The sequence below is a fragment of the Haloarcula salinisoli genome (genome assembly GCF_019599405.1).
Classification (GTDB): Archaea; Halobacteriota; Halobacteria; order Halobacteriales; family Haloarculaceae; genus Haloarcula; species Haloarcula salinisoli.
Genome location: NZ_RKLQ01000003.1, coordinates 65,687 through 91,053, shown reverse-complemented (window position 1 = coordinate 91,053; position 25,367 = coordinate 65,687). Strand labels below are relative to the sequence as shown.

The 25,367-nt window shown below is 60.2% G+C and carries 26 protein-coding genes; 14 read left to right on the top strand and 12 right to left on the bottom strand.

The window, feature by feature from the left end; translation table 11 throughout:
- Positions 1-32: 32 nt before the first annotated feature.
- Positions 33-2,078, top strand: a complete 2,046-nt coding sequence (locus EGD98_RS16625; protein ID WP_220589525.1) for a minichromosome maintenance protein MCM — start codon at positions 33-35, stop codon at positions 2,076-2,078.
- A 505-nt stretch (positions 2,079-2,583) separates the two neighbouring features.
- Here EGD98_RS16625 and EGD98_RS21065 read toward each other — a convergent pair.
- From EGD98_RS21065 to EGD98_RS16610, 3 genes are all read right to left on the bottom strand, one after another.
- A complete protein-coding gene (locus EGD98_RS21065; RefSeq protein WP_220589524.1) occupies positions 2,584-3,063 on the bottom strand; it encodes a retropepsin-like aspartic protease in 480 nt (159 codons plus the stop codon).
- Positions 3,064-3,068: 5 nt separating this feature from the next.
- Entirely contained in the window at positions 3,069-3,362 is a 294-nt protein-coding gene (locus tag EGD98_RS16615) for a hypothetical protein (RefSeq protein ID WP_220589523.1), read from the bottom strand.
- A gap of 433 nt (positions 3,363-3,795) precedes the next feature.
- Entirely contained in the window at positions 3,796-4,761 is a 966-nt protein-coding gene (locus tag EGD98_RS16610; RefSeq protein ID WP_220589522.1) for a hypothetical protein, read from the bottom strand.
- Positions 4,762-4,994: 233 nt separating this feature from the next.
- Between EGD98_RS16610 and EGD98_RS16605 the strand changes: the two genes are divergently transcribed.
- From EGD98_RS16605 to EGD98_RS16595, 3 genes are all read left to right on the top strand, one after another.
- The gene (locus tag EGD98_RS16605; RefSeq protein ID WP_220589521.1) at positions 4,995-5,594 is read left to right on the top strand and encodes a site-specific integrase; all 600 of its coding nucleotides are present in this window, start codon (positions 4,995-4,997) and stop codon (positions 5,592-5,594) included.
- A gap of 1,241 nt (positions 5,595-6,835) precedes the next feature.
- The gene (locus EGD98_RS16600) at positions 6,836-10,966 is read left to right on the top strand and encodes an Eco57I restriction-modification methylase domain-containing protein (RefSeq protein WP_220589520.1); all 4,131 of its coding nucleotides are present in this window, start codon (positions 6,836-6,838) and stop codon (positions 10,964-10,966) included.
- 26 nt (positions 10,967-10,992) lie between these two features.
- Complete coding sequence (locus tag EGD98_RS16595; RefSeq protein WP_220589519.1) at positions 10,993-11,676, top strand: hypothetical protein; 684 nt, start codon at positions 10,993-10,995, stop codon at positions 11,674-11,676.
- 1 nt (position 11,677) lies between these two features.
- Here the strand turns inward: EGD98_RS16595 and EGD98_RS16590 are convergent, their stop codons facing one another.
- The gene (locus EGD98_RS16590) at positions 11,678-11,941 is read right to left on the bottom strand and encodes an HTH domain-containing protein (protein ID WP_236039582.1); all 264 of its coding nucleotides are present in this window, start codon (positions 11,939-11,941) and stop codon (positions 11,678-11,680) included.
- A gap of 181 nt (positions 11,942-12,122) precedes the next feature.
- Here EGD98_RS16590 and EGD98_RS16585 point away from each other — a divergent pair, with 181 nt between their 5' ends.
- The 3 genes from EGD98_RS16585 (at position 12,123) to EGD98_RS16575 (ending at position 13,262) form a co-directional block, all read left to right on the top strand.
- Positions 12,123-12,422: a twin-arginine translocation signal domain-containing protein gene (locus EGD98_RS16585; RefSeq protein ID WP_220589518.1), complete on the top strand. Its 300-nt coding sequence runs from the start codon at positions 12,123-12,125 to the stop codon at positions 12,420-12,422.
- 508 nt (positions 12,423-12,930) lie between these two features.
- Complete coding sequence (locus tag EGD98_RS16580; protein WP_220589517.1) at positions 12,931-13,077, top strand: hypothetical protein; 147 nt, start codon at positions 12,931-12,933, stop codon at positions 13,075-13,077.
- On the top strand, positions 13,074-13,262 hold the full coding sequence (locus tag EGD98_RS16575) for a hypothetical protein (protein ID WP_220589516.1): 189 nt from the start codon (positions 13,074-13,076) through the stop codon (positions 13,260-13,262). Before EGD98_RS16580 ends, EGD98_RS16575 begins: the two co-directional genes overlap by 4 nt.
- A 12-nt stretch (positions 13,263-13,274) precedes the next feature.
- Here the strand turns inward: EGD98_RS16575 and EGD98_RS16570 are convergent, their stop codons facing one another.
- From EGD98_RS16570 to EGD98_RS16550, 5 genes are all read right to left on the bottom strand, one after another.
- Positions 13,275-14,522: a site-specific integrase gene (locus EGD98_RS16570; RefSeq protein ID WP_220589515.1), complete on the bottom strand. Its 1,248-nt coding sequence runs from the start codon at positions 14,520-14,522 to the stop codon at positions 13,275-13,277.
- Positions 14,523-14,626: 104 nt separating this feature from the next.
- Positions 14,627-15,469 carry an alpha/beta fold hydrolase gene (locus tag EGD98_RS16565; protein WP_220589514.1) on the bottom strand — a complete coding sequence of 281 codons (843 nt, stop codon included), beginning with the start codon at positions 15,467-15,469 and terminating at the stop codon, positions 14,627-14,629.
- 144 nt (positions 15,470-15,613) lie between these two features.
- Positions 15,614-16,723 (bottom strand): GNAT family N-acetyltransferase, encoded by a 1,110-nt coding sequence (locus EGD98_RS16560; protein WP_220589513.1) that lies wholly within the window; start codon positions 16,721-16,723, stop codon positions 15,614-15,616.
- Positions 16,724-16,763: 40 nt separating this feature from the next.
- On the bottom strand, positions 16,764-16,901 hold the full coding sequence (locus EGD98_RS16555) for a hypothetical protein (RefSeq protein ID WP_220589512.1): 138 nt from the start codon (positions 16,899-16,901) through the stop codon (positions 16,764-16,766).
- A 49-nt stretch (positions 16,902-16,950) separates the two neighbouring features.
- A complete protein-coding gene (locus EGD98_RS16550; protein ID WP_220589511.1) occupies positions 16,951-17,946 on the bottom strand; it encodes a DNA methyltransferase in 996 nt (331 codons plus the stop codon).
- Between the two features lie 201 nt (positions 17,947-18,147).
- Between EGD98_RS16550 and EGD98_RS16545 the strand changes: the two genes are divergently transcribed.
- On the top strand, positions 18,148-18,498 hold the full coding sequence (locus EGD98_RS16545) for a hypothetical protein (protein ID WP_220589510.1): 351 nt from the start codon (positions 18,148-18,150) through the stop codon (positions 18,496-18,498).
- Positions 18,499-18,534: 36 nt separating this feature from the next.
- Here EGD98_RS16545 and EGD98_RS16540 read toward each other — a convergent pair whose 3' ends face one another.
- Positions 18,535-19,209, bottom strand: a complete 675-nt coding sequence (locus tag EGD98_RS16540; protein WP_220589509.1) for a class I SAM-dependent methyltransferase — start codon at positions 19,207-19,209, stop codon at positions 18,535-18,537.
- A gap of 224 nt (positions 19,210-19,433) precedes the next feature.
- On the opposite strand from EGD98_RS16540, the gene EGD98_RS16535 reads away from it, so the two are divergent.
- Positions 19,434-19,823, top strand: a complete 390-nt coding sequence (locus tag EGD98_RS16535; protein WP_220589508.1) for a DUF7979 domain-containing protein — start codon at positions 19,434-19,436, stop codon at positions 19,821-19,823.
- 114 nt (positions 19,824-19,937) lie between these two features.
- Positions 19,938-22,145 (top strand): alpha-amylase family glycosyl hydrolase, encoded by a 2,208-nt coding sequence (locus EGD98_RS16530; RefSeq protein WP_220589507.1) that lies wholly within the window; start codon positions 19,938-19,940, stop codon positions 22,143-22,145.
- Positions 22,146-22,160: 15 nt separating this feature from the next.
- Here EGD98_RS16530 and EGD98_RS16525 read toward each other — a convergent pair whose 3' ends face one another.
- Complete coding sequence (locus tag EGD98_RS16525; RefSeq protein ID WP_220589506.1) at positions 22,161-23,474, bottom strand: DUF4397 domain-containing protein; 1,314 nt, start codon at positions 23,472-23,474, stop codon at positions 22,161-22,163.
- Positions 23,475-23,828: 354 nt separating this feature from the next.
- Here EGD98_RS16525 and EGD98_RS16520 point away from each other — a divergent pair, with 354 nt between their 5' ends.
- Positions 23,829-24,086 carry a hypothetical protein gene (locus EGD98_RS16520; protein ID WP_236039581.1) on the top strand — a complete coding sequence of 86 codons (258 nt, stop codon included), beginning with the start codon at positions 23,829-23,831 and terminating at the stop codon, positions 24,084-24,086.
- 9 nt (positions 24,087-24,095) lie between these two features.
- On the opposite strand, the gene EGD98_RS16515 is transcribed toward EGD98_RS16520, so the two are convergent.
- Complete coding sequence (locus EGD98_RS16515) at positions 24,096-24,605, bottom strand: hypothetical protein (RefSeq protein WP_220589505.1); 510 nt, start codon at positions 24,603-24,605, stop codon at positions 24,096-24,098.
- A gap of 173 nt (positions 24,606-24,778) precedes the next feature.
- Here EGD98_RS16515 and EGD98_RS16510 point away from each other — a divergent pair, with 173 nt between their 5' ends.
- From EGD98_RS16510 to EGD98_RS16500, 3 genes are read left to right on the top strand one after another with little or no spacing between them, the layout of a single operon-like run.
- Positions 24,779-24,973: a cold-shock protein gene (locus tag EGD98_RS16510; protein ID WP_137683596.1), complete on the top strand. Its 195-nt coding sequence runs from the start codon at positions 24,779-24,781 to the stop codon at positions 24,971-24,973.
- Positions 24,974-24,975: 2 nt separating this feature from the next.
- Positions 24,976-25,170, top strand: a complete 195-nt coding sequence (locus tag EGD98_RS16505; protein ID WP_162317206.1) for a cold-shock protein — start codon at positions 24,976-24,978, stop codon at positions 25,168-25,170.
- 2 nt (positions 25,171-25,172) lie between these two features.
- Complete coding sequence (locus EGD98_RS16500) at positions 25,173-25,367, top strand: cold-shock protein (protein WP_220589504.1); 195 nt, start codon at positions 25,173-25,175, stop codon at positions 25,365-25,367.

The window sequence follows — 25,367 nt, the reverse complement described above, 5'->3', positions numbered from 1 at the left end:
CGGCTGTTGTGAAGACTTCACAGATTCACACGATGCCCGAAAACCACGAACTCACCGAAGAACTGATACAATTCTTCCGGGACTACTACTCGGAAGAGATCGCACAGCTCGCTCAACGCTACCCCCGAGAGGAGAAATCACTCCACGTCGACTATGACGACCTGTACCGGTTCAGTCCGGATGTCGCAGACGATGTGCGGAACCATCCGAAGCAACTGCAGGAGCACCTGGAGGAAGCGCTCCGCCTCTACGACCTGCCGGTCGCGGTCGAACTCGACGACGCTCACGTCCGCATCTACAACCTCCCGGAGACGCACGTCTTCGACCCCTCCGCTGTCTCCCGTCACGAGAACATCGGCCAGTTGCTCGATATCCGCGGACAGGTGCAGAAGGTATCGGACGTGAAGCCGCGCCTCACAGAAGCAGTATGGGAGTGCCAACGGTGTGGGACCCAGACCGAGATTCCACAGCATGGCGAGAGTCTCCAAGAACCGCACGAGTGCCAGGGGTGTGAACGACAGGGCCCCTTCTCGCTCGACGCGAGCGCCAGTAGCTGGATAGACCACCAGTACGCCCGTATCCAGCAACCGCCTGAGAAAACGAACGGTGGAGAAGCACAGAGCGTCGACGCGCACCTCGAAGACGACCTGATAGAAGGCTTCGACGCTGGTGACAGGGTGGTTCTGACCGGGATTCTCGACATCGAAGAGCCCGGAGCTGACCAGGGGCTCGACTTCGACACGAACCTCGACGCGCGTTCAGTCGTGAAAGAGGAGAGCGATTACGACGATGTCGACGTCGACGAGCACCTGGAGGAGATCGAAGCCATCGCCAACGGGGTACGCGGTGACCCGTATCAGCTACTCGTCGACTCGATCAACCCGAAACACCGGGGCGACGAACACGTCAAGCTGGCCGTCGCGCTGCAGCTCTTCGGCGGCTGGGCCCACGAGTACCCGGACGGGAGCCGCGACCGCGGCGACTGGCACATGCTCCTCCTCGGTGACCCCGGCTGTGGGAAGTCTACCTTCCTCCGTTACGTCGACCAGATTGCGCCACGGTCGACGTACGCCTCGGGGAAGGGTGCGACGGCGGCGGGAATGACGGCAGCGGCTGTATCTGACGACTTCGGAGATACCGAATGGGGGCTGGAAGCTGGTGCGCTGGTGTTGGCCGACGGAGGTATCGCCTGCGTCGACGAGATCGATAAGATGCAGTCCGACGCTGTGTCCTCGATGCACGACGCCCTGGAAAGCCAGCAGGTCCACGTCAACAAAGCCGGTATCAACGCTACGCTGAACGCTCGGACTTCGTTGCTTGCAGCGGGGAATCCGAAGGACGGGCGCTTCGAGCGGTACCGTCCGAAGGGCGAGCAGATCGACATGGGCCCGACGCTCCTCTCCCGGTTCGACCTGATGTTCATGGTGTCCGACGAGCCAGACCGGGAGGACGACGCGGATGTTGTCGAGCACATGGTCCAGAGCCGGCAGGCTGCAGGCCGTCACACTAGGGGAGAGGAGCTGAGTGACGAGGAACAGCAGCGGGTCGAGCCCGCGATAGATCGGTCGGTGATGCGGGCCTACGTCGCTCACGCCAAGCAGACCTGTCGTCCAATTATTGAGGACGACGAAGTAGCGGAGCGACTGAAACAGTTCTTCGTCGAGTTCCGAGCTGGAGCTGGCGAGCAAGATGACGACTCGCCGATTCCCGTGACGTTCCGCAAGGTCGAGGCGATACAGCGGCTGGCAGAGTCGAGTGCGCGGGTTCGTCTTTCGGATACTGTGGAGATTGAGGATGTTGAACGAGCAATTGAACTCGTGACGAAGTCGATGAAGCAAGTGGGCTATGATCCTGAGAGTGGCAAATTTGATGCGGACATAATCGAAACGGAACAGGCGAAAAGTCAGAAACAACGGCGAAGGGTAATTATCCAAACCATCAAAAAGCTCGGGGGGACCACGGTAGAAAAAATAGAAGAGACAGTCAATGCTAATCAGGACTCAATTGAGCACGATATTGAACATTTGAAAGAGACAGGCCGGGTTTACGAGTTAGAAGGCGAACTTCAGGTAGCTTGACTGGGGTGACTTCGTCACACTGAATAAAAACCAGGTACTAGTAAGAGACAGATTAAGGTGTTCGAGTTGTTTGCTGTCCTGGGTGGAGTAGTTTTGCTGCTTACTGCCTCGTTGGACTACTATTTTGAACGTGGTACTTCTCACGACCAGAGTTCCGAGGCAGATTATGTTGTTGGGGAATTAGCGGTAGAAGATTCTCCGCAAGATCAGAATAGCTGGTCAGACAAAATTAGCGATCCAGAAAAGTTGGTACCAATTGGTTATATGATTGCCCTCACACTCCAAGTCGTAGCTGTGCTTCTGTGGTGGTTCTAAATGGACTTACTTTCGATATATGTAGCAGTGTGGGGTCCGATAGCTTCGATTATATCTTCGACTCTTTGGTATCTGGATTCAAAAGATAAGCAAATAGAATACATGGCTGAAATAAGATACGGAACAGCATTAACCGTAGCAGTCCCCGCCTTGATACTCGGGTTGCGGATGATTAAGTAGGGTACTTGACTTAGCCGATTACGTCGTAATCGCCCTCAGCGTCATCTATTCTTGCCATATTTATTCTGTCATGATAATCAGACCAATCGATCTCAAATCGGCTAAGGAAATCTCTCCCCAAAATATCACCATCCAACGACGGGAGAACATGCATTTCATTGAAATATTCATAGTGGAAGTCATTTGGCGTTTCTTCATCACGCTCATCAAAAACTAGTACGAAGGGTTCCTCTATTATATACAGTGGGACCGTGTCTGGTCCAACACCGCTCACATCGGCTGTTGGCTCTCTGCTGCCGATGGAGAGACCGAGTTTTTCCGCCGTGGCCCGGGTGAAACATGTTGTGTCAGCTCCGGTATCAACTAAGAAATCAACATTACTGCCCGATTTGAACGAAAGGTCATTGTTAACATCCGTGGCTAGGAACGCAGTCGAAGATAAGCGAGGCCGTCGCTGACCGTCAGTCGTTGTAAAATACCCTTGGCACATACGATCTATAGAATCAGTATATCGTCTTCCTCAGAGACGTATGTGATATAGGATTCTGCAATCTGTTTCTTACTGTAATCGTGGCGGAGTTTGTTAACGAGCCTCGTTGTGAGGTGGTCACTTTTACCGTCAACTGCCTCGACAACTTCTTCATCAACAATAGCAATTGTGTGTCCACGGTACTCATCGCGAATCTCCTCAGCATTCTCATGGAAATACTTCTGGTTCTTCTTGCTGAGTTGGATTGCTTCTCCCGCGATGTCTTCTAGCTTGCTTTCGTTGATCTTCTTAAGTGGCATTGTGGTTTATTTAGCCCATCGTCACACGTTATTATGTGTTCTCAACGTGTTTCTACCCGTACTGCAGGGACTTAGTTATTTTCCATGAGCGTAGGGTAACGTGTTTGTAACTCGCTTTCACTTGATGATTCTACACTGACCGCCTTACCCCAGAATTTATGCCGCGTGTTTATATACTTACGGGCCAGTTACAACATTTGATTACAGAAAACACACTGTTTACCGTTACTTACTGTATGTAATCGAATAAGCGGCTGTGTGAGCCTTTGGACTATCGTAACGGGCCGTTAGGAGCTAGATTAGATTTTAAGCAGAGGATAAGTTAGGGGAGAGATAATATCGAAGTTGTTGAAGAACTATGACTAACTTCTTGAGGAAAATCCAATGACGTTACTGGGTGTCTGTGTAGTCTTTGGGTAGCTGTACTACTCCTCTAATCGTTATCGTCGTCAGTTCCAATCTCAGAAGCATCATTATACCAGACATCAATCGTCGCCTCAATGAGGTCCTGCTCATACGTCTCCATGAAATTCAGGAGCATAGTCGTCGTATGGAGGTGAAGCCGGGCGGCAAGCTTGAGAGCGCGATCGCGTTCAGACTCCGTAATTAGCGTCGTTGAGCGCACAGCATCATTGAGTGTTGAGAGTGTCGCTTCGCTAACGATGAGTGGACAGTGATGGACAATTTGGTTGCGCCGTTTCCGGAGCCAATCTATTTCTGCGTCGTTGAGAGGCACTTCGCTTAGTGGGATTGTTGTACTTTCTGGTGGTAACACCACCTGCTCGTCCTCAACGTAATTAGTAGGGATTTTCTGCTCAACGAGTGTCTGATATACCGTTTTGAAAGAGTCGTGCTCGTCAGTGCTGAGGTCACCAGCCCCTGCTCGTCCTTCGAGATGCTTACCGAGATACTCGACCGTTGAACACACATTCCGTATGAAGCCATAGCAGTATCCCACCTCTCTGCTGTCGAGATAGGTTACCAGCATCTGTACCGAGAATCCTAGACTCTGCGCCGCTGCGAGTTGTCGGAGAGCGTGTTTGATCAGCTTTTCGTGCTTGTATAGAATCGGCAGTTGTTCCTCGACAATCTTTGAGCGACCAGTTTGAGCGATTTCTTGGAAGCGTTGGCACTGCTCGTACTGCTTGCCCACTCGTTGTTGGAGGCGCTGTAAGCGGTCGCCTGATTGGTTGGCGGAGGAGAGTTGCTGTCGCTCCATGAGCAATTGCGCAATATCACGGGATAGCCTCGATCCGTCGTTCGCAAGCTCATCGATGTCGGATACGACGGCATACTCTTTTCGAGTGGCTTCTGAGTAGAAGTTGATACGGCTACCTTCGTGGTCGATATAAATCATCGACTCCTGTGGATCGAACTCAAACGCTGGCGTCTCGTCCATTCTCTGTGATTTCGATTACAAACGTGGACTATAGTATTTGTACTGAATAGAATCAGACCCTATTCCCATTGTTCGGTGCAACTACGACCGAATGAACCCGACGGTCGGGAGTGAGCCTGATATCACGGAGTTCTTGAAGAACTACGACACGGAACCCGCGATATAGAGCTATAGCCGACCACTCCCGCCCAAACTGTGGTTTATCATGTCGGACTTGTCATTGAGAAGTATCCATGCGCATCGAGCGAAACGAGAACCACCATTCGTACCGCTGCTGGCTGACGCCGGACGAGTACAAGACCCTCAAGCAGAGCGCGGGTAGCTACCGGGACTCCCTCATCATCCAGCTCGGCGGGGAAGTCGGGCTTCGGTCTTTCGAGATACCCCAGATACACCCGGAACACATCAAGCACGTCGACGGCCACGCCCGGCTTCGCGTTCCCCAGGGGAAGGACACTGAGGGGAGCGGCGGGAAACCTCGCGACGCTTACCTCCCCGAGCAAATCGAGAGCGAACTACTCCGCTACGCCAACGTCGAGGACATCGACCGCGACGAGCCGATCGTCGACCTGAGCGAGCGGTCGGTACAGCGCCGGGTCAAGGCCACCGCCGAGCGAGTCGCGGAGGAGACCGGTGACGCCGACTGGCAGAAGCTGTCGAGTCACGATCTTCGGCGGTACTACGCGCAGACGCTCCTGGTGCGTGAGCGGATGAACCCCAGAGTAGTGATGGAAGTCGGTGGGTGGTCGTCGTTCTCCGCGGTCGAGCCGTACCTGAACGCGCCTACGGCCGAAGTGGTGAACCGGGAGTTCGAGGGCGCGACCTTCTCATAGGGGCCTATCTGAACCACGAGTATCAACCCATTTCTCCTTTGCGCTGTGAGCACCACCCTTGCTCGAATAGCCCGCCCGCTCGGCCAGCTCACTGATGGATATGTCCCCACCGGTCTGTTCCAAGAGGAGGTACGCTTTGGCCTGTTTCTCTGTGAGATTTTGAACGTTCGAAATGCCGTTCAATTCGTGACCCGCTGTCTCGCTATCCGTAGAGAGAGCGCTATCTCTGTTAGCGCTCTGCGTCTCTGATAGAGAGGGCGATGCCGTCTGTCGGTTTTGCTCTGTTCGTTCGCTATTCGCGTCGCTGGTAGTAGTGGACGATGTCAGCGTTCGCTCCTGTTCGTTCTGAGCCGTGCTTTGCTCGGCTCTGATACGCTCTCCATCGTACCACACTCGGACGGCGGGAGACTGGCGGAGATACCGCATCACCAGCTCGCCAATCTGGCGCTCGACAGACTCAGATTCCGCTGGGGTCGAGCGGGAAGCGGAATCCGAGTCATCAGAGGGAGCGCTGTCGGGAAACTGAACCATATGTGCAAGGTAGGTAAGCGAGCCTGTAATCCACAGGTTAGGATGTCCACCCTGAGAGCACTACAAAGCACCTCGACCGGGGGCAAGACCCCCGTTCACCCCCTTGCTTTCTTGCCCCGTTGTTTACGACCAGCCAAAAGCAGCAGTAGAGGGCCCAGAAGCAGTACTCAAGCGACAGAAAGAGCCAGCAAAAAGGGCCCTTTGAGGGGGTGGTAACCGCTGGTCGTTCGCTGACGACCCAATTCTATCGCTTGAGGACCCTCAAGCAGCGCTCAAGTACAGAAGCTAGCGGTGGTCGAGGACGCCTCAAGCGGTGGTCGTTTCCGTACGAGCCAGGAGAGCAAGGGGACGACCTAGCTCGAAGGGGCCTTTCGACCCCCTGCTTACCCCCTTGCTTCCATGCAACGGCTTTCACGACCAGCGGGAAGAGCGCTTCAAGGCCCTCAAGCAGCGAAAATCTTCGCTTTAGAGCAGTGGCAAGAAGCGGGGCTTTTCTCCGCTTGCAGTGGTACGGGGTCGACGACCAGCAATATGAGGGGATAGAGGGGCCTCAAGCAGCGCTAATCAGGGGATAAGAGCAAGGGGTGAAGGGGGCCTTGAGAGGGGGTCGGCGTTGGTCGTATCAAAACGAGGGGACAGAGACCAGCAGACTCCGCTGAGATACCCCCTAGATTAATTACCGCATCAATTTGTCTAGTTACCACTTCATTATGAGTCAGGCCACTCTTAGCTCGACACCATACCGCAATTCGAGCCTTTTCTCTGGCTACTATCTCGACGAACGAATCGACGACCTGGAAGAGTGGGAGTGTGACGACGAAGCCGAAGAAGCGTTTGAGGCACTGCAGCACCTGTGGGACCTGGAAGGCGAACTCGTCAGCTCCTACAACGAGGACGAACTCCTCGATTCGTGGATCGACGAAGTGCTCGATGTTCTCGGGTTCGGTACGCTATCGGAGACGACACTGCCCGACAGTGGCGGATACAACGACCGCCTCCTGTTTGAATCGGACGAGAAGCGCCGCGATGCGGCCAAGCGGAAGCGTGACGGCGAGACCGAAGCGATGTACGGGCTCGCGTCGGCTGTTCTGGAAGCGAAACAGTGGGACGCCGACTTCACCAAGCGGTTCAACGAACAGCGGTCCTATCGGGACGCATCGCACCAGATCAAGTACTATCTGGAGCACACACCGGAGCGGCTGAAGTGGGGGATTCTCACCGACGGGAAGAAGTGGCGACTCTATGGGACCAAAGACTACGCGACCGAGATTTACTACGAAGTCGACCTTCCCGAGCTGTTGGAGTCCGGCGACTTGGAGCAGTTCAAATACTTCTATACGTTCTTCCGACCGGCAGCGTTCCGCGAGGTGGCGGGAACGTCGTTCCTCGATACGGTCTGGAACGAATCGGAGACCGCAGCCCAGGAACTCGGTGAGGACCTGCAGGACAACGTCTTCACCGCGTTGCGAATACTGGGCGAGGGGTTCATCCACACCAACGACCTCGACATCGACCCGGACGACGAGGACGCCCGCGAGGAGCTGAAAGAGCAGTCGCTGGTGTTGCTCTACCGGCTGATGTTCGTCCTCTACGCCGAATCGCGAGGGTTGATCCATCCCGATGACCCAGAAGCACAGGCTGAATTCGAGGAGCACTTCAGCCTGGACCAGATTCGGCTGGAGATTCACGAGGACATTACCTCGGGCGATTCCTACGACGACTACAGCGGCTACGCCACCCAGATTTGGGGACAGCTAGAGGACCTCTTCGGGCTCGTCGACGAAGGGAAGGAGAAACTGGGGATTCCGCCCTACAACGGCGGGCTCTTCGACGAAGAGACCCACGAGTTCCTGGCCGAGAACGAAGTAGCCGACCGCTACATCGCGGAGGTAATCCACCGCCTCGGAACAACCGAAGGGGAAGATGGGAACCCAGTGCTGGCCGACTACGCCGACCTGGACACGCGCCACCTTGGAAGCATCTACGAGGGACTGCTCGAACACGAATTCCGCATCGCGTCGGAGCCCTACGCCGCGGTCGCCGAGGATGGAGGGCAGGTCTGGAAGCCCGGGACGGAGGTGAGCGTGGCCGACGCCGTCGAGACGGTCGAGAAAGGGGAACTGTACGTCGTCAACGACGACGGCGAGCGGAAGGCCACGGGTGCGTACTACACCCCGGACTACGTGGTGAGCTACATCGTCGAGGAGACAGTCGACCCGCTGCTAGACGACATCAAAGCCGACCTGGAAGCCGACGGCCTGGAACCGAGTGATACCGAGTACTTCCGTCGGTTCTGGCAGGAAGTGCTGGACCTGAAGATTCTGGACCCGGCGATGGGATCGGCACACTTCCTCACCAGCGCGACGGGGTATCTAACCGAGCAGGTGATGGAAGTCGTCCGCGAGCAGGAGATACAGTCCTACGACGAGCAGGAACTCCGCCGGACAATAGCGAAAGAGTGCATCTACGGCGTCGACGTCAACGGCATGGCCGTCGAGCTGGGGAAACTGTCGATGTGGCTGGAGACGCTGGCTGCGGACAAGCCGCTGGCATTCCTTGACCACCACCTGAAGGCCGGGAACTCACTGGTGGGGTCGGATATTTCGGAGGTACTGAGCGACGATACCGAGGAGAACGGTGGTCAGTTGACGCTCACGCAGGCGTTCGCCCGCGCTCGCCAGCAGACACTGGAGCACGTGATGGACCTCATGGAGGACTTGCTGGCCATCGACAACGACGACCTGGCGGACATCAAGTCGATGGAGGAGATATACGAGGAGATACGCGAGGACCCGCTGTATCAGCGGCTCTTCGAAATCGCCAACGTCCACACCGCCGAGGCGTTCGGGCTGGACGTGCCCGAAGGCGTCTACGAGGAGATGGCCGGCGCTATCGAAGATAGCGACGAGTGGGCCGAGATACAGGGTGAAGACTGGTTCACGAGTGCGCAGGCGATGGCCGACGAGGAGGACTTCTTCCACTGGGAACTGGAGTTTCCCGAAGTGTTCTTCGGAGAGGATGGGGAGCGACTAGGTGGGGCTGGGTTTGATGCGGTGGTTGGGAATCCGCCGTATGTGTCAAATTGGGAATTAACAGAGAACCACTCCATTTCACCGCGAACATACGAGAATATGTATCCTGAGCCTGCTGTGGGACACTGGGATCTGTACATTCTCTTCTGCTACAGAGCAACAGAGCTTACCAGATATGGAGGTAATCATTCATTCATCACCCCAAGCTCACTAAAGACTGAAAAATATGCTCGTGCCCTCCGGAATTATTTCATAGAAAACACACATATTGTAAGATTAGTAGATTTTGGGGAGTTAGAAGTATTTACTGGTGTGGACAGACAGTGTGTTATTTACACAGTTTCGAAATCGACCTCAGATGAAGAGACTCAGATTGTTGGCTACTCGGATTTATCATATAATCAGCTGTTTGCATTGGATCAGGATACTTTTACTGAGTACAAGCATTCTGCATTCAGAGTCAATCTTTCGCCAGAAGATCTTGAATTGAAAAACGCAATAGAACGTATATCAGTCTCTTTAGGATCTATTTGTTGTGTTAATCCCGGTGTTGTAGCTCACAGTGGAAGTCACAGTGAACTGGATTTTGACAAAGAAGATGTGCTGCATGACTCGAAAGAGGGAGACGGCTTTAAGCCATATTTGGAAGGTGGGGATATCCAGCGATATGCCTTAGAGTGGAAAGGTAGATACATTGATTATGAGTCCAAACAGTCACATTTCCATCGGCCGAAATATCCAGAGTTATTTGAAAATCCAAAAGTGATTTTCAGGCGTATAAGTGGGGAAAATAATAGGCTGATTTCGTGCTTTGACTACGATAAGTATTACACAGCACAGCGTGCTGCTCATGCAGTTAATTGGTCTCCAGAAATGGAAGAACATCGTGGACCTGCTGATTACGAAGCTACTGAAGATGCAAATGAGTACGATATTCGGTATCTTAATGCGATAGCTAACTCTGCCCTCGTGGGATACTATTTCAGTAATTTCCTAGCCACTGGTTCGCTACAGGGTAGTTATACTGATGTGTATCCGGAAGATATCCGCCAACTTCCAGTCAAAGAGATTAGTTCAGATACACTAAACAGCCCTCAGGCGGAATATGACTCCAATAGTGAACAAGTCCCTACTGATGAGAAGGGTCAATATCATTCACTTATCTATTTAGCTGAAACTATTAAATCTAGAAAACAGTCGCTCGGTGAACTGAACTTGTCTTTGCGTGACCATCTCGGAACCTACTCCGACGGCCCAACACTCGCCGATGTCGGTCTCACCCAGCCCCCTGAAGGCTCGGCAGATTCCATCCTGCAAGAAACCACCGAACAGAAACCGAATCTCCGTATCGGCGAGGTCACTGTGATCCGTGAATCAGGTACCACCGTCGAGATCCGACTCACAGCCCGCTACAAGCCCGACGACGAGGACGCCTACGAGACCGACCAGTGGGGATACACGGAGACTGACCCGCTGCCGGCACTGCGGATTACGGATCTCACCGAGACGGAGGCCGACCTGATCGAGGCGTTCGTCCCAGTCGCCGTCGACGAGGCCGGTGGGTTCGCAGGCTTCCGCGAGACCGCGACGAAAACGAACTCGCTGGTCGACCGGCTGCGGAAGCTCACGCTGCCCGCCGTCGACGAGGTTCGGGACGGGCTAGAGAGTTACGTCGGAACGAAGGAACGGGCCGAAGAGCTTGAAGAGAAAATTGCGCGGACGGACGACCTCATCGACGACATCGTCTACGAGCTGTATGGGCTGACCGACGAGGAAATCGAGATTGTAGAGGAAGCTATCGGGGAGTGAAATTTGTCCCAATTAGTATGATACCGATGTTATTGCAGGGGTACATTTTCGGTTGGTTGCTAAAGTGGGGAGAAGTCATTGGCGCTATAGGTTCTCTGATTCTGAGCGCATTACTGGTTGGATTGTATCATCAGCAGCACAAAGTTCTCAGGCTTGAACAAGAGCCATTGATAGAAGTCGGCGATTGTGACAAAGATGGTAATGAAATAAGCGCATATGTGTCAAACTATGGCAAAGGCGTAGCGAAGAATATGCGCTTGCGTACCACGGTAGAATTTCCAAAGGATGATGAACGTAACTTGCTCTCCGACGATCGTGACCCTGATAGAATCAATACGCGATCGATAGAGCATAGTATACAGAGATGTGAAGATGGCGAGAAAATCCAAGAGAGGGCTATCAGTGGTGGTGAGAGAGGTGTAGAATTTTCTGGTCGACCCCCTTTTCCTGCGCCAGAAGGACAGGCCTACGGTGATTTCACTTCAGGGGTGGGTGAGGCATTCAGAAACGAACATTATGAGTTCAATTTCTGGGTCGAGATTGTCTGTGAGGACGAATTTGGTGAGACAATCACGGAGCCACTATTCACACCTGGGCGTTGGATCGATATAGACCCAGAAGAAGGTAAGAGACTGTTCGAACAGCACCCTAATAAAATAACATTTGAAGAGGTATACAACCGAGGTGGCTTTGCTCCTCGTAGGAACTAATCTACTCCAGATTATCGGCAACAATCCAGACGAGGGAGTTTCCGACCTGACGACTCCTCACATCGCCCTTCTCCTCGATTGAAGAAAGACGGGTATAAGCAGTTCGCCGGGTACAGCCTACTTCTTGAGCTATTTCGGATGTTCCAGCCATTCCGTCTAGCTTGGAGATGGCAGCGAGGAAGTCGGAGTCAGCATAGCTTGTGGTGTACTCACCTGACTCCTCATCGCGGTCTTTCCCCGGCACGGTCCGTACTTTCGAAGACATCACGTATGTAGATAGTGAATACGGACCAGTACTTTAGCCATCACCTATGAAGGAGATGGGGAAACGCTTTTCACCATTACACAGTGTAGGAGATGGTATCAGAGCCCGGTCCTGAGGACACTGAATCAGGAAAGTGTCCGCCTGTAAGGGCAGGCGGACCGGGTTCTGGGGACCAGAACCCATGTCAACCGACGATACACGCGGGAATGAAAGCATCGCCTCGACGAAGGACCCAAGCCGACGCCAGTTTCTCGGCGCGGCAGCTGCGGCCGCGACGCTCTCAGTCGACCCACCAGCGGACCCACAGGCCTCCGTCTCGGACGACTTCGCCGCACAGGTCGCTACCGAACACGTCCAACCGGCCCTTCGGACACTGACACGGCCGGACTACGACCGCACGGAAGCGATCCCGAAGCTCGAACGCGCCCTTTCTCGACTCCGACAGGAGGCCCAGACACACCCCGACGAGAGACATGAATAACCTAGTCAATCAATGATTGAATCAATCATCAATTCACTGATATATACTAAGTGGGACCAGCCTGTATGGGCTACACGTGCAGCACAAAACCAGACCGAAAACGTGGGTGGGCGACTAGTAATTAACTAGGTTAATAACTTATTAATTAATCAACAGGTACTAAGTAAAACCCCCGAATATGGACCTAGCACGCAGAAAAAACCGCCCAAGCAACTCACAGGATTCAGACAGATGACTCTCGAAAGTGGAAAAGTGCGAACGGACGGCCGCATCAAGCTCACCAAGCTTCGGCCGTCCGTTCTGAAGTGTGTGGACCGGGAAGGTGTCTTCCCAACTGTTCTTTCTAGCTCTAGATACTTAGAGCTTGGGAACGATGGCTTCCCGGTCCGGTTTCGCCGGCCTAACCGGCTCTCCACCGGACTATGGAAAACAACCACGATGGACTGATTGTAGCGGCTGGCCGACAGGAACCGTCTCGAATCGACCCCACCGAGCGAGGTGTCGGCCGATGATCGAGCGGTTCGGCCACGACAAGATTCGACTCGTCGAGTGCCCGGTCTGCGGGCGCGACCTGCGGGACAAGAAGGTCTCCTTCCACGTCGAGAGCCACACGCCGACTGATTTTGGACTGTCGCCGAAGGGGGTGATTCAATGACGGCGAAGAACGCAGACGGGGACCAGTTCGTCCGGGAGAACAGGGACACGCTCGTCCGCATCATCAAGCACGGGGACGACGAGTTCGTCCGCGCACTGGCACTGCGGGCACTCATCCGATACGGGGACGAACCGACCCTACACGACGTACAGAGCGAGATCGAGCGCGCGAAGGAGGAGGTGTAGCCGGTGGCCGCTTCAGCTCTCGGTGAGGCTGGCGAACTCCCTGGCCTCACGGAGGAGTTCGGGGTTCTCGTCACCGAGCTCGATGAATTGCTCGACGCGGTCGAGGTTGTCGAGGAAGTCAGGGTCGTCGTGGGCAATCTGCAGCAGTTCCGACCGAATCTCGTCCTGTTCCCGCTCCAGTTCTTCGACAGCCGCCGCGTCCATCGCCTGACTGCACCAGACACAGGTGGGTTCGTCGCGGGGCGTCTCGTTCCGGCAGCGGGGGCAGGTGACCGGAGCAATCGGGTCGGATTCGTCCTCTTCCACGTCGACGCCGTGGGCCTGCGCGATAGCGCGGTCGTTGGCGTCGCCGAAGACAGCAACATAACGGGAAGCAACGTCAGAACCCCGGTCCCAGCCATGATGGTCCTCGATGTGGGCCTGATTCACGCCGTCCGAAGCGAGATAGGAAGCGGAAGACTTGCGCATCCGGGTGAAAGTCACGTCGCAGTGGTTCACGCCAGCCTTCCGGGCGTGCTTCTTGAGGATTTTGAGCTTCATCTGGTAGCTGATATCTTCGGGCTTGCTCAGTTTCGACCAGAGCGGGGCGTCCGGCTGGTCCTTCCCCGGATGGACGTTCAGCCACTGCTGGAGTTGGGGAACGGCGGTCGTCAGGATGACCGATCGCTCGCCCTTCTTCCCGTCGACGGAGATACGCAGACCGTATTTGTGGTCGGAAACGTCGCCGACGGTGAGGTTTCGGAGTTCCCCGCTCCGGGCCCCGGAGTCCCACGCGACGGCGATGAGCGCCTTGTCTCGGGCGTGTCGGCACTCGTTCAGCATGGGCTTGATGTGCTCGTCCCACCAGAGCATCTTCGCCGGGTTCGGCATCGGGTTGTAGTCCTTCGACGTGGTCGCCGAGACCCACGCGATACTATCGGGAATCTCGTCGCCGTCGCTGACGTGCTTCCCGAACATCCGCAGCGCGACCCGGTAGTCCCGGTTGGACTCCTCGTTGTCGTAGGTGTCGTGAATCCAGCGGACGATGTCCTCGGCAGCTCGCTTGTCGTCGAGGGCGTCGGCCAGTCCACCGACTTCCTCGGCGATGCGCACACAGTGCCTGAGCAGCTTCTCACGGCGTTCCTTGCCGTACTGGCTCCCGAGCAGGGCCAGCCTATTGTCGAAGGCCTGCAGCACGTCCTGGTCGTCTCCACTCATCTCCTCGGCCCGCTCGATGCGGTCCTGCAGATTCTCGATTCGACGATCTGCGTTTCTCGTCATCTACACGGGGGGTTGTGTTACCGGCATGTAAACCACCAGTTGAGGTCCGGGAGGCGGCATACTACTTTTTCGCGAATCACAGTCGCCACACGGCCACCCCAAAATCACGGAGGGTGAGCGACCGACGGCGCCAGGGTCCCGAAAAACGCCGCACAGGCCTCGTTGAACGCCAACGGGTTGTCCTGATTGATGAGGTGCCCCGAGTCTGGTATCTCGCGTAACTGCCCCTGGGGAACGGTCGTCGCGAGTTGCTCGCCCTGGCGCTTGACCATGGGCGCTTCCTGGGCCCCGTAGAGGACGAGCACGGGCGTCGCGATGTGGGACAGATTCGGCGGTTCGAACTCGTAGAGCGCACGGAATATCTTCCGGTACTCGTCCGGTGAGACGTCGTCGAGCGCATCGAGCGCTTTCGAGCGGACTGCGGGGTCGAGCGTCAGCCACCGCCGGCCAGTTATCGCCCTGATAGAGGCCAGCAGCGACTGAAACGTCGCGGTCGAGCCGAACGTCGACGCCATCCCCGTTATCGCCGGGAGCGGCGAGAGGAAGGGCTTCATCATCGGCGGGATGTCGACCGGGGGCATCGACTGCAGCGGCCCGCCGACGACGGCGCCTCGCGCCCGGTCTGGGTGTCTATCGAGGTAGGACTGTGCTATCATGCCGCCGACGGACAGGCCACAGAGAATCGGGCGGTGGATATCGAGGTGGTCGAGGAGGCGTTCGAGGTCGTCCACGAACAGGTCGATGGAATAGTCTCGCGTCCCGGTCGGGCCGGTCCGGCCGTGCCCACGGAGGTCGAACCGCACCACCCGGTACTCGTCTGCGAATCGCTCGACCTGCTCGTCCCAGGAGTGGGTGTTCAGCCAGCCACCGTGAATACAGACCAGCGGCGGCCCGCGTCCGTGGTCGTCGTACCAGAGCCGTCCGTCCTCGATAGAGAGTGTGGGCATTCAGTGGATACTGTCGCTTTCACGGGTTAATCGGGGGGCTTGCGAGTGGCAGGCCCCGTGGTTGCCTTCGAGTTCAGTCGCTTGTGTGCATCTGGTGTCACTCATCGGGGAGCGTGGTCGTGCAGGCGACCGTCCGAGCGGTCCTCACTCGATATCGAGGTCGGCGAGCGTGAGTCGCCAGCTCGCGCGGTCGGTGAGACGGCGCCCGTCGAGCAGCCAGGCGTCGGCGTCGTCGAGGTCCTCGACCAGCGGGCGGACGGTGGCCCGGGAGATGGTGGGGAACCGCGAGACGGCGAGGGCGCTGTCGTGCCAGAAGCCGTAGCGGCGGCGGAGTCGCGGGGCGTACCAGCCGGGCGCTTTCAGCACGTCGGCGTCGCGGTTGTCGCGGACGAACCGGACGAGGAGGGGTTCGATGACGTCGGCGCGGTCGTCACACATCGGCTGGCAGTCCAGTACCATCGCCGTCGTGCAGTCGTCGCGCCGTTCGGTCGCGGCGATGATGCTCCCGACGGGGTCGCCGTCGGCGGTGGCGACGTAGGTCGTCGTCTCCCAGTGGGGGTTGTCGAACCGCCAGGCCAGGTAGGGCTCGTCCCGGGGGACGTGGATAGCGGTCGGTGCCGTGCCAGCGTAGAGCCGTTCGACTGTCTCGACCGGGAGTCGGTCGTGGGCCTCGACGGTGTAGTCCGTCGCGGGGACGTTGTAGCGGTCGAGGAGGGCGAGCCCGCGTTTCGTGGCCGCCGAGGCGACCCGGATGGCAGGCGAGAGTGCCTTTTCGGCCCTGGGACCGACGGCGTCGGCCACGAGCGGGCGGGGGTTCTGGACGCGGTAGCTCGTGGGAAGGTCGCCGACGACGCGCCAGTCGAACGATTCGAGCCCGGAGAGCAAGGCGTCGGTCGGGAAGTTGAACAGGAGCGCCGCGTCGTCGGCGTACCGTGCGAGTAGCCGCTCGGTCATCCGCGTGAACAGGCCCCGCCGTCGGTGGTCAGGGTGGACGAGCCAGTCGACGGGCTGGTAGGCGGCGAGGCGTCGGTCGCCGACGCGGAGCCGAAAGGGCAACAGCGGTTCGACGCCGACCATAGTGTCGTCGGTTTCGGCGACGACCATCTCCACGCGGTCGCTATAGGGGTTCGACTGAAATCGCCACTCGAACCAGTCGCGGCTCTTCCGGTGGCCCCAGACCGTCTCGTACAGCGAGAGAAAACCCGCCCGGTCCCGCGGTCGGTACGGGCGAATCCGGTAGTCGTCCCCAGCCATGGTCCCACACCCGGGCAGTCTCTGCCTTGTAATTCTGCGGTTACTCCTCGTGCCACCGCTGGGCGTCGCCGTCGACTGGGGGAGCGCCCGCGGCCAGGTACCACTGTCCCGGCGTCGGTAAGCCGGTCCAAACGCCGTCTGCGGGCTCGTACTGCCGGCTGTAACGAACGGACGTCATTCGGCATCCCGCGACGGCGAATATCTTTCCGAACGTACAGCCGGCAGTGTCAGTCGTTGCGAAAGACCAGGATGTTCTGGTGGACCATCGAGGGGACAAAGGAGAACGGATAGCCGTAGACGTGGAGGTCCTTCGAGGGGTCGTACCAGACGAGATTCGCCTTCAGCGTGTAGCCGGCGGCCTCGATGCGGTCGGCGAGCTCCGCCGAGAGCATGTTGTAGGACTGCTCGCGGTACATATCGCCGATGAAGACCGCCACGTAGCCGTCGGGCGTGACGACACGGCGGAACTGCGCGAACTTCGCTTCCATCTCGTCGAGCCAGTCGGCTTTCGTCTGGCGGTCGTCGTCGTCGAAATCGCCCAGCTTGCTGTCGCGGGTCTCGACCTCGTTGCGGGTCTGTTCGACCTTGTCCATGTCCCAGTAGGGGACGTCGGTGAGAAGAAAGTCGACGCCGTCGGTCTCGACGTCTTCGACCAGGTCGGCACAGTCCCCGTGGCGCAGCTCCTGGGCGGCCAGCGGTCCCTCGCCGCGGGCCTCGCGGTCGGCGTTCTCGCGTTCGAGGACCGTCTCGTAGATATCTATCCAGCGCTCGGTGCGTTCGAAGCCGACGGCGTCGCGGCGACCGGTGCCCTCGTACTCGGCCAGCGAGGCCCCAAGCAGCGTGCCGCCGACGCCGGCGAAGGGGTCGAGCACGAGGTCGCCGGCCTTGCTGAACCGCTGGATGAGTGCCAGACAGAGTCTGGGGGGTTTCTGGCCGCCGTGTTCGCTCCGCAGGTCGTGCTGGATGGCGGGCGGGTACTGCTCGGGGATGACGGATTTGGTCGCGAACTTCCACTCCCGGCCGGTGAGGTCGTTGACCCGGTTGCGCTCGTCGTAGATGCCCCGCTCCTCGACGTAGCGCTGGTGGTCCGCGAGCTCGCCGGTGTCGACGACCTCGCCGTCCTCGACGGGGAGCGCGTCCGCCTTCGCCCGGTCTTCGTCGAAGTCGCCGTCCTCGGTGGTGAACAGACGGCTTTGTTTGTGGTCGGACGACTCGTCGCTCATACGGACGAGTTGTGTCCACCCACCGGATAAGTGTAGTCACTGGGCTGGACTCGGTGTCGGGTGGGACGCCGCCGGCGCCGTGTCCCGGAACCGTCCAGTTAGCTAATGGAAAATTTTATTCATCGGAGTATAGATTGATACGTCGTAATGAAGCGACGGAAGACATTGAAAATCATGGCCGCGGCGGGCGCTACCGCGTCTATGGCGGGCTGCAGTGGCATACTCGGCGGCTGTGGACCGGGGGAAGACGAGATCGGTACCGTGGCCGAGGATGTAAACAACGAAGAACCGTCGACCGCAGAGGAGGCCTCGACAGGCGATGGCGACAGCGTAAGCATCACGGGCGAGATCCAGTCGATCGGAGACAACGAAGTCATCATCGACGACGGCACCGGGACGGCGAAGCTGACGACCCTGTTCGGTGGCTTCGAGACCCAGAACGTCGGCGAAGGCGACTGTGCAGAAGCAAGCGGGATTCCGTTCGCGCCGGAGGACGGCAGCGACAACGACATTCGACTCCTCGTCGAGGACGTCGGCCTGGCCAACGAGTGAGACTGCGGTGGGCCGCGACAGTGCTCGTGAGCGGCCTCAGTCTGGCGGTTCCGGCTTCTGACCGACGATGAACGTCCACCACTTGATACACTGTGTCCGCTCGTAGAGCGGGAACAGCGACGCGGCGAGTCGGCTCTCTGCGATGCTCGCGAGTATGAACGGTGAGCCGAGCGTCCGTTTGGTGCGGACCTCGAAGTGGGCGCTGACGAGGCCGGTGACCGCCGCCTCCGATAAGTGGCCGTAGCGGTCGTTGTCCTCGTCGAGCAGGCCGAGGCTGAACGCCGTGCGTTTCGTCAGCCGTCGGTACAGCCCCGGTGTCCCCTCCACGAGGACGACCCGACCACTGGGTCTCAGGACGCGATGGACCTCCTGCAGAATGTCGGCCCGGTCCCCGTCGGGGACGTGGTGGAGAAACCGACGACCGATGATAGCGTCGAACACGCCGTCGTCGAACGGCAGCGAGCGCGCGTCGCCCAGCACCGCCGGCCGCCCGACGCCGACCGCGTTCGACCGCCACGCCTCAGTCCCGACGTCCGCCTGCGGGTGGATATGCTGGCCGAAGGCGAGTTCCAGCGTCTCGCCCCCGGGCAGGTGGTCCGCGATGAGCTCGTCGTGTCTGTCGTATATCGCCGAAAGCAGCGGATGCTGCTGGATGTCGCGTGGCCGCTCGACGACGGCGCCGTCCTGTACGGCCCAGTCCGCGTGTGGCATCTGCCTACCGCCTCTACCGATATCGGCGATATTGTTATGAGACTCCTATTTCGGGCCACCGCGTCGGCGCCCACGCGACCCCGATGGCTACCGGGTCCGCCAGCGGGCGACGGGGTCACACAGCCCGGACTGGCTCGACTCACCGGCCAGCAGCGAGGGTCGGCCATCGATGCGTGGCGGGGTCACAGACAAAGTATTTATCAGACGGATGTGATTTCGTCGCCATGCACCGTAGGCCGTTCCTGCTAGCCGGCCTCTCTCTGCTCGCAGTCGTAAGTGGCTGTGCGACCACACAGACGACACCGGTGGCGACCACGCCGACGCCGCCCGCCACGGCGACGCCTACCGAACCCACACCGACACCGAGGACGGCATCGCACTACGACTGTCCGTACGTCCTGACCGTCGAAGTCGTCTCCGAGGAGCGGGGTTCTGAGGCCGACATGACACGACAGTACTCGGATCTCTCCGCGCAGGCACAGCGGGAGTTCCGGCGCGGGGTCAGAAACGGCACGGTCGAGCTGGGCAAGAGACTACCCGACCGGTGGGATGACCCGCCACACGTCGTCGAGTACGACGGCCGACAGTACAGCGCCAGCGTCATCGTCTGCTGAGCGCGTGCCGGAAGCGAATCGCCCTCCACGGCGGACCACCATCTCCACCACGACTACGCAGGCGACCTCGCCCGCAACCCTCATCTCCGGGGCTGTACCAGATACCACCAGCCGATGGGACTCGACAGCCACCACCCCGGCCCGCCGCGGTTCATGCAGGTGGGCCAGCGCATCGTCGACCCCGTCTTCGTCGACGTAGAGCACGGGTTCGACCGGGACAACCTCGCGCCGACGATAGCGGGGTCGCCCGAACGGGACCCGAAGAGCTACGACGCCGACGCGTTCTCGTGGTCGGTCGTGTCTCGCCCGGCGGGAAGCAGCGCCACCCTCGAGGACGCGCCGACGCCGTACGACGACCGCGACCGCTACGACCACGGCCTGGGACACACCGCCGAGTTCGAGCCCGACGAGCCGGGGACCTACGTCTTCGAACTCGACGCGCCCGACGGGACCCACGAGCTGACGGTTCGGGTCTTCGACGGGGACGAGGGCGACGCGGCGGCCGCCGACGGGGTCGGCGCCAGCGGACGGCGGGATTGCGGTGGCCCGCCACGCATCGAACTCGACGGCCGGTACGACGCCGCCACCGAGTCGTTCGTCGTCGAATCCGGGGCCGAACTCGCGTCGGACAGCCACGCCGTCGAGTCGGACCTCGTCGTCGAGTACCTCCCCCACGACGCGAGCGGTCTCGCCGCGACCTACATCGCGGTCGATGGGACTACGGCGCGTATTCCCGCCGCCGCGCTGGACGGGCCGACGCGCCTCTACGCAGCCCCGTTCGACGGCCAGCGTGTCGGCGTTCGTGACGAGATTGTGCTCGACCCCGAGTCCGAGTCCGTCTCCCTGCCGAACCGACCGCCCGACTGGCTCGACGACGCCGTCGTCTACGAGATATTCACGCGTTCTTTCGCCGGCGAGCCGGGCGAGACCACCTTCGAGGTGCTGGCCGACCGAGTCAGCTACTTAGACGAGCTGGGCGTCGACGTGGTGTGGTTGACACCCATCGTCCCGGCCTGGAGTCCCACCGTCGAGACCGCGCCGGGCGGCCCACACGGGTACAGCACGGCAGACTACTTCGACGTGGCCCCGGACCTGGGCACCATCGCGGAGTTCGAGGCGTTCGTCGACCGGTGTCACGACCACGACATCCGCGTCTGCTTCGACCTCGTCGCCAACCACTGCGGCTGGACTCACCCGTTCTTCCAGGAGACCATCGCGCAAGTCGGCGACGATCCCGATGAGCCCGCCCAGTTCCCAGATATCGTGGCGTGGGACGCGTCCTCGACGTACTTCGACTGGTTCGACCGCCAGCGGGGGGCGAGCCGCCACGACGCCGCGCCGGCCCAGACCAGCTTCTTCGGCGTGCGGCTCCAGCCAAACCTCAACCACGGCAACGTCGCGCTGCGGGAACACCTGCTGGCCGCCGTCGAGTTCTGGGCCGAGCGCGTCGACGGGTTCCGCTGTGACATCGCCTGGGGAGTGCCCCACAGCTTCTGGGCGGAGGTCCGCGAGCGCGTGCGTGCGATGGACTCAGATTTCCTCCTGCTCGACGAGGCCATCCCCCGGACACCCGCCTTCGCGGCCTCGGAGTTCGACTGTCACTTCGACACGACCGGGTTCACCGAGACGGCCCACGCCGTCGCCCGCGGCGAACGGCCACCCAGCGACCTGCTCGACGCCATCGAGGCCCGGGAGCGCGACGGCTTTCCCGACTATACGCGCCTGCTGAACGCCACGGAGAACCACGACGAGGCCCGGCTGGCCCACGAGGCCGCCGTCGGCCACCGCGAGGACCCGGCGGCGGTCGCACGCGCCGCAGCCGCTGCCGCGTTCACGCTTCCTGGGGTGCCGATGCTCTACTACGGCCAGGAGCGGCTCATTACCAGACACGGGACCCGCCGCGAGTTTCCGTACGCCGACGACGACGACCGCGCCGACGACATCGAACGCGACCCGTACAAGCGGGCGTTCGTCAACTGGGCGGAGTTTCCCGAGGACCACCTCGATTTCTATCGGCGCCTCGTCGCGTTCTACCACGACTCGCCCGTCCTCGGCCCGAGCGCCGACCTCGTCCGCCCGGCCTACCGGACCGAAACACCCGACGACGTGCTCGTCTTCGGCCGTAACGCGGGCGATGCGAAGCGAATTGTCGTCGTCAACTTCGCCGCCGACCCCCGCAGGGTCGACCTCCGGCCGGTGGTCGACACGACGGACCTGTTCACGGGTCGGGACGTGGCCGTCGCCCGCAGCGAGGACGCCGTCACCGTCGAGGTCGAGCGGCTGGCGGTCCTATCGACGCCGTCGCTGTTCGACGGTGCGTGATGAGTGGCTGTGCGTCTACGTGCCCCCACCGTCGACCCGCTCGCCGTCGGTCGCCGTCTCGGCGACGAGCAGTTCGAAGCCGGGGAGCTCCCCGGTGGGGGCGCCGTCCGTCGGCGTTCCGGCAGGTGTTCCGTCCGTCGGTGTTCCCGCAGGCGTTCCGTCCGTCGGGGTTTCCTCGGCTGCAGCTTCCGGGTCCGCGTAGCCGACCGCGAAGCCGCTGTAGACGGTACTCGCTTCGAGCGTGACGTTCGCACTGAGCGGTGGGCCCTGGCCCTGTCCTTGTCCCTGGCCGCCGCCCTGTCCTTGTCCCTGGCCGCCGCCCTGACCTTGTCCCGGGCCGCCCTGTCCTTGTCCCTGACCGCCGCCCTGTCCTTGTCCCTGACCGCCGCCCTGTCCTTGTCCCTGGCCGCCGCCCTGACCTTGTCCGCCGCCCTGCCCTTGACCCTGACCGCCCTGTGGCGTGGCGATGACGGTCACCGGCCCGACGTCCGGCACCGCGTGGAAGACGCGGGCGCGCGACTCCCCTTCGGGCGGGCTGGAGAGGTCGTCTTCGAGGATTGCGACCTGGAATTCGGTCCCCGATTCGGGCGTGCCCCCTCCAGTAGGGGTGGTCGCGCCGTCCGGCGTCGGTGTCGTCTCCTCGCCGGGCGTCGGGGTCACGTCCCCGTCGTCGGCCGGCCGGACCATGAGCCGGTAGTCGCCAGCCGGGACGGTCGCGCTGGCGCTCTCCCCGAAGGCGAGGTCCTGAACGAGCGGGCCGGCCTGGCCGCCGCCAGCCTGGAGCGGTTCGACCGTCGGGGTCTCCGTCGGCGTCGCGCCGCCACCAGGTGTTGCAGTCTCGGTCGGCGTCGTGCCCCCGTCGGGTGTCACAGTCTCGTTGGGCGTCGGGGTGCCGGCAGTCGGGGTCTCGGCGGCCCCCTGTCCGGCTTCGCCGTAGGCGACGGCGGTGTAGGTCGCCCCCTCCTCGACGGTCACCTCCTGTTCGTACAGCACCGTCTCACCCTGCTCGTTCGAGCCGAAGAGGTCCCCCAGTACCCCACCGAGGAATCCGCCGCCGTCCTCGGCCGAGACGATCTGGAGCTGGTAGGTCCCTGGCTCTACCGTCTGGTAGTCGGTGACGTTGCCGAAGTCGAGATTCTCGACGACGGTCTGGTCGTCGAGGTTGACGTTCACGGCCGGCGCGTCCGGCGACGCGTGGGTGACCCGCAGCGCCGTCTCACCCTCGGTCGGCGTCGGGGACTCCTGCCCGGCGACGACGCCGCCGACGACGCCTGTGATACCGATGATTCCCCCAGCCTGGATAACCCGTCTGCGTGTCGTATCGTCCATCATCGAACCGAGTTCGTACGAGCGCCGACTTTGTTACCGACACGCGACTGAGAGAAAGGCGACCGTATCGGCGACGGGCCCGTCGTCGCCCGCTCGCGGCCGTTAGTAACGGGTTGGAACGGCTAGATGGGGGTGGTTTCTCCTCGAAACTCGCCGTTACCGTCGAACCGGCATGGGGTGGCAGGCGAGCGCACTGTCGTCGGACCCGGGGCAGACCTGGTCGGGTCGTGGTCGCCGTATCGCCACAGGGGACAGCAATCCGAGCGAGCCCGGGGGTCGGGCGTACTATAACCCACCTGCACGTGCAAGCACCACGGCGAGGCGACCGCCCCACCTTGTGCGAACGCAATGTCAATGTTACAACAAGACGACTCGAACGCGAAGGAGAAGGTCGACGAGGTGGCCGAGCGGACACCGATGTCGGCCGGGGACCCCATCGCGGTCGCCGCGGTTGCCTCGGTGCTGTTTGCCTGGTACAACTTCTACATCAGAGGCGAGAAACAGACCGGCATCTTCGTCGGGCTCTGGGCGCCGACGATGCTCGCGGCCGCGAGCTACCTCCAGCAGAAAGACATCATCCGGAAGTTCAAGCAGGGTCTGGCCTCGTTCTGAACCGTACGGCTAGTAGTCGTAGACGGCGGCGACGATTCCGGCGGTCTGACCGACGTTAGCCATGGTCAGCCCCGCGAGGGCGAGCGCGGAGACGGCCCCGAAGACCCCGCCGACGTAGCTGACAGCCCCGACGGCACTCAGCGCGCCGCCGAGCGTGTAGGCTCGCGGATGGCGGTCGATGCGCTGACCGGTCGCGACGAGCCCGGCCGCGGGGACGAGCATCCACCCGACGACAGTGGCCGATAGCAGCGGCTCAACGGGCGGGTCGGCCAGCAACGCGACCGTCCCGACGAGCGTGACACCGAGTCCGACCACCAGGACGCGCCGCCACACCAGCAGGACACCCTCCGACATCTCCCGCCAGGAGAGGACGGTGAAGACCGCGATGATGGCGTCCATCACCAGGTGGGCGATGAGGACGGTCCGTAGCGCAAGCAGGTCCAGGTGGGCTGCGGTCGCGAACGTCCAGGCCAGCGGGACGAGCACGACGGGGCCGTTCTCGCGCAGTCGGCGCAACATACCCCTACGGTCACCGCCGATGCACAAGAGCGGTGTGGCTTCGAGCCCAGCTAGGCGGGGGGCTGACACGTAATATCACGCCCCACACGACCGTAGTCGGGCGATTAAGCGGTTTCGACGGTGGCCACTGTACCGACACTGTTATCCGTCGGCCCGGACTCTCTTTGGTTGCAATGGCGAAAGGAACGGTTGATTTCTTCAACGACACTGGCGGTTACGGTTTCATCGATACTGAGGACGCGGACGAGGACGTCTTCTTCCACATGGAAGACATCGGCGGCCCGGACCTCGAGGAAGGACAGGAGCTCGAATTCGACATCGAGCAGGCGGACAAGGGTCCGCGAGCCAACAACGTGGAGCGACTCTAACGATGGCGAAAGGTAAGGTCGACTTCTTCAACGACACTGGCGGCTACGGCTTTATTGACACTGAGGACGCGGACGAGGACGTCTTCTTCCACATGGAAGACGTCGGCGGCCCGGACCTCGAAGAGGGTCAGGAAGTCGAGTTCGACATCGAGCAGGCCGACAAGGGTCCGCGAGCGACCAACCTGGAGCGTCTCTAACGATGGCGAAAGGCAAAGTCGATTTCTTCAACGACACGGGCGGCTACGGCTTCATCGACACCGACGAGGAAGACGAGGACGTCTTCTTCCACATGGAAGATGTCGGCGGCCCTGACCTCGAAGAGGGGCAGGAAGTCGAGTTCGACATCGAGCAGGCCGACAAGGGCCCGCGAGCGACCAACCTGGAGCGTCTCTAA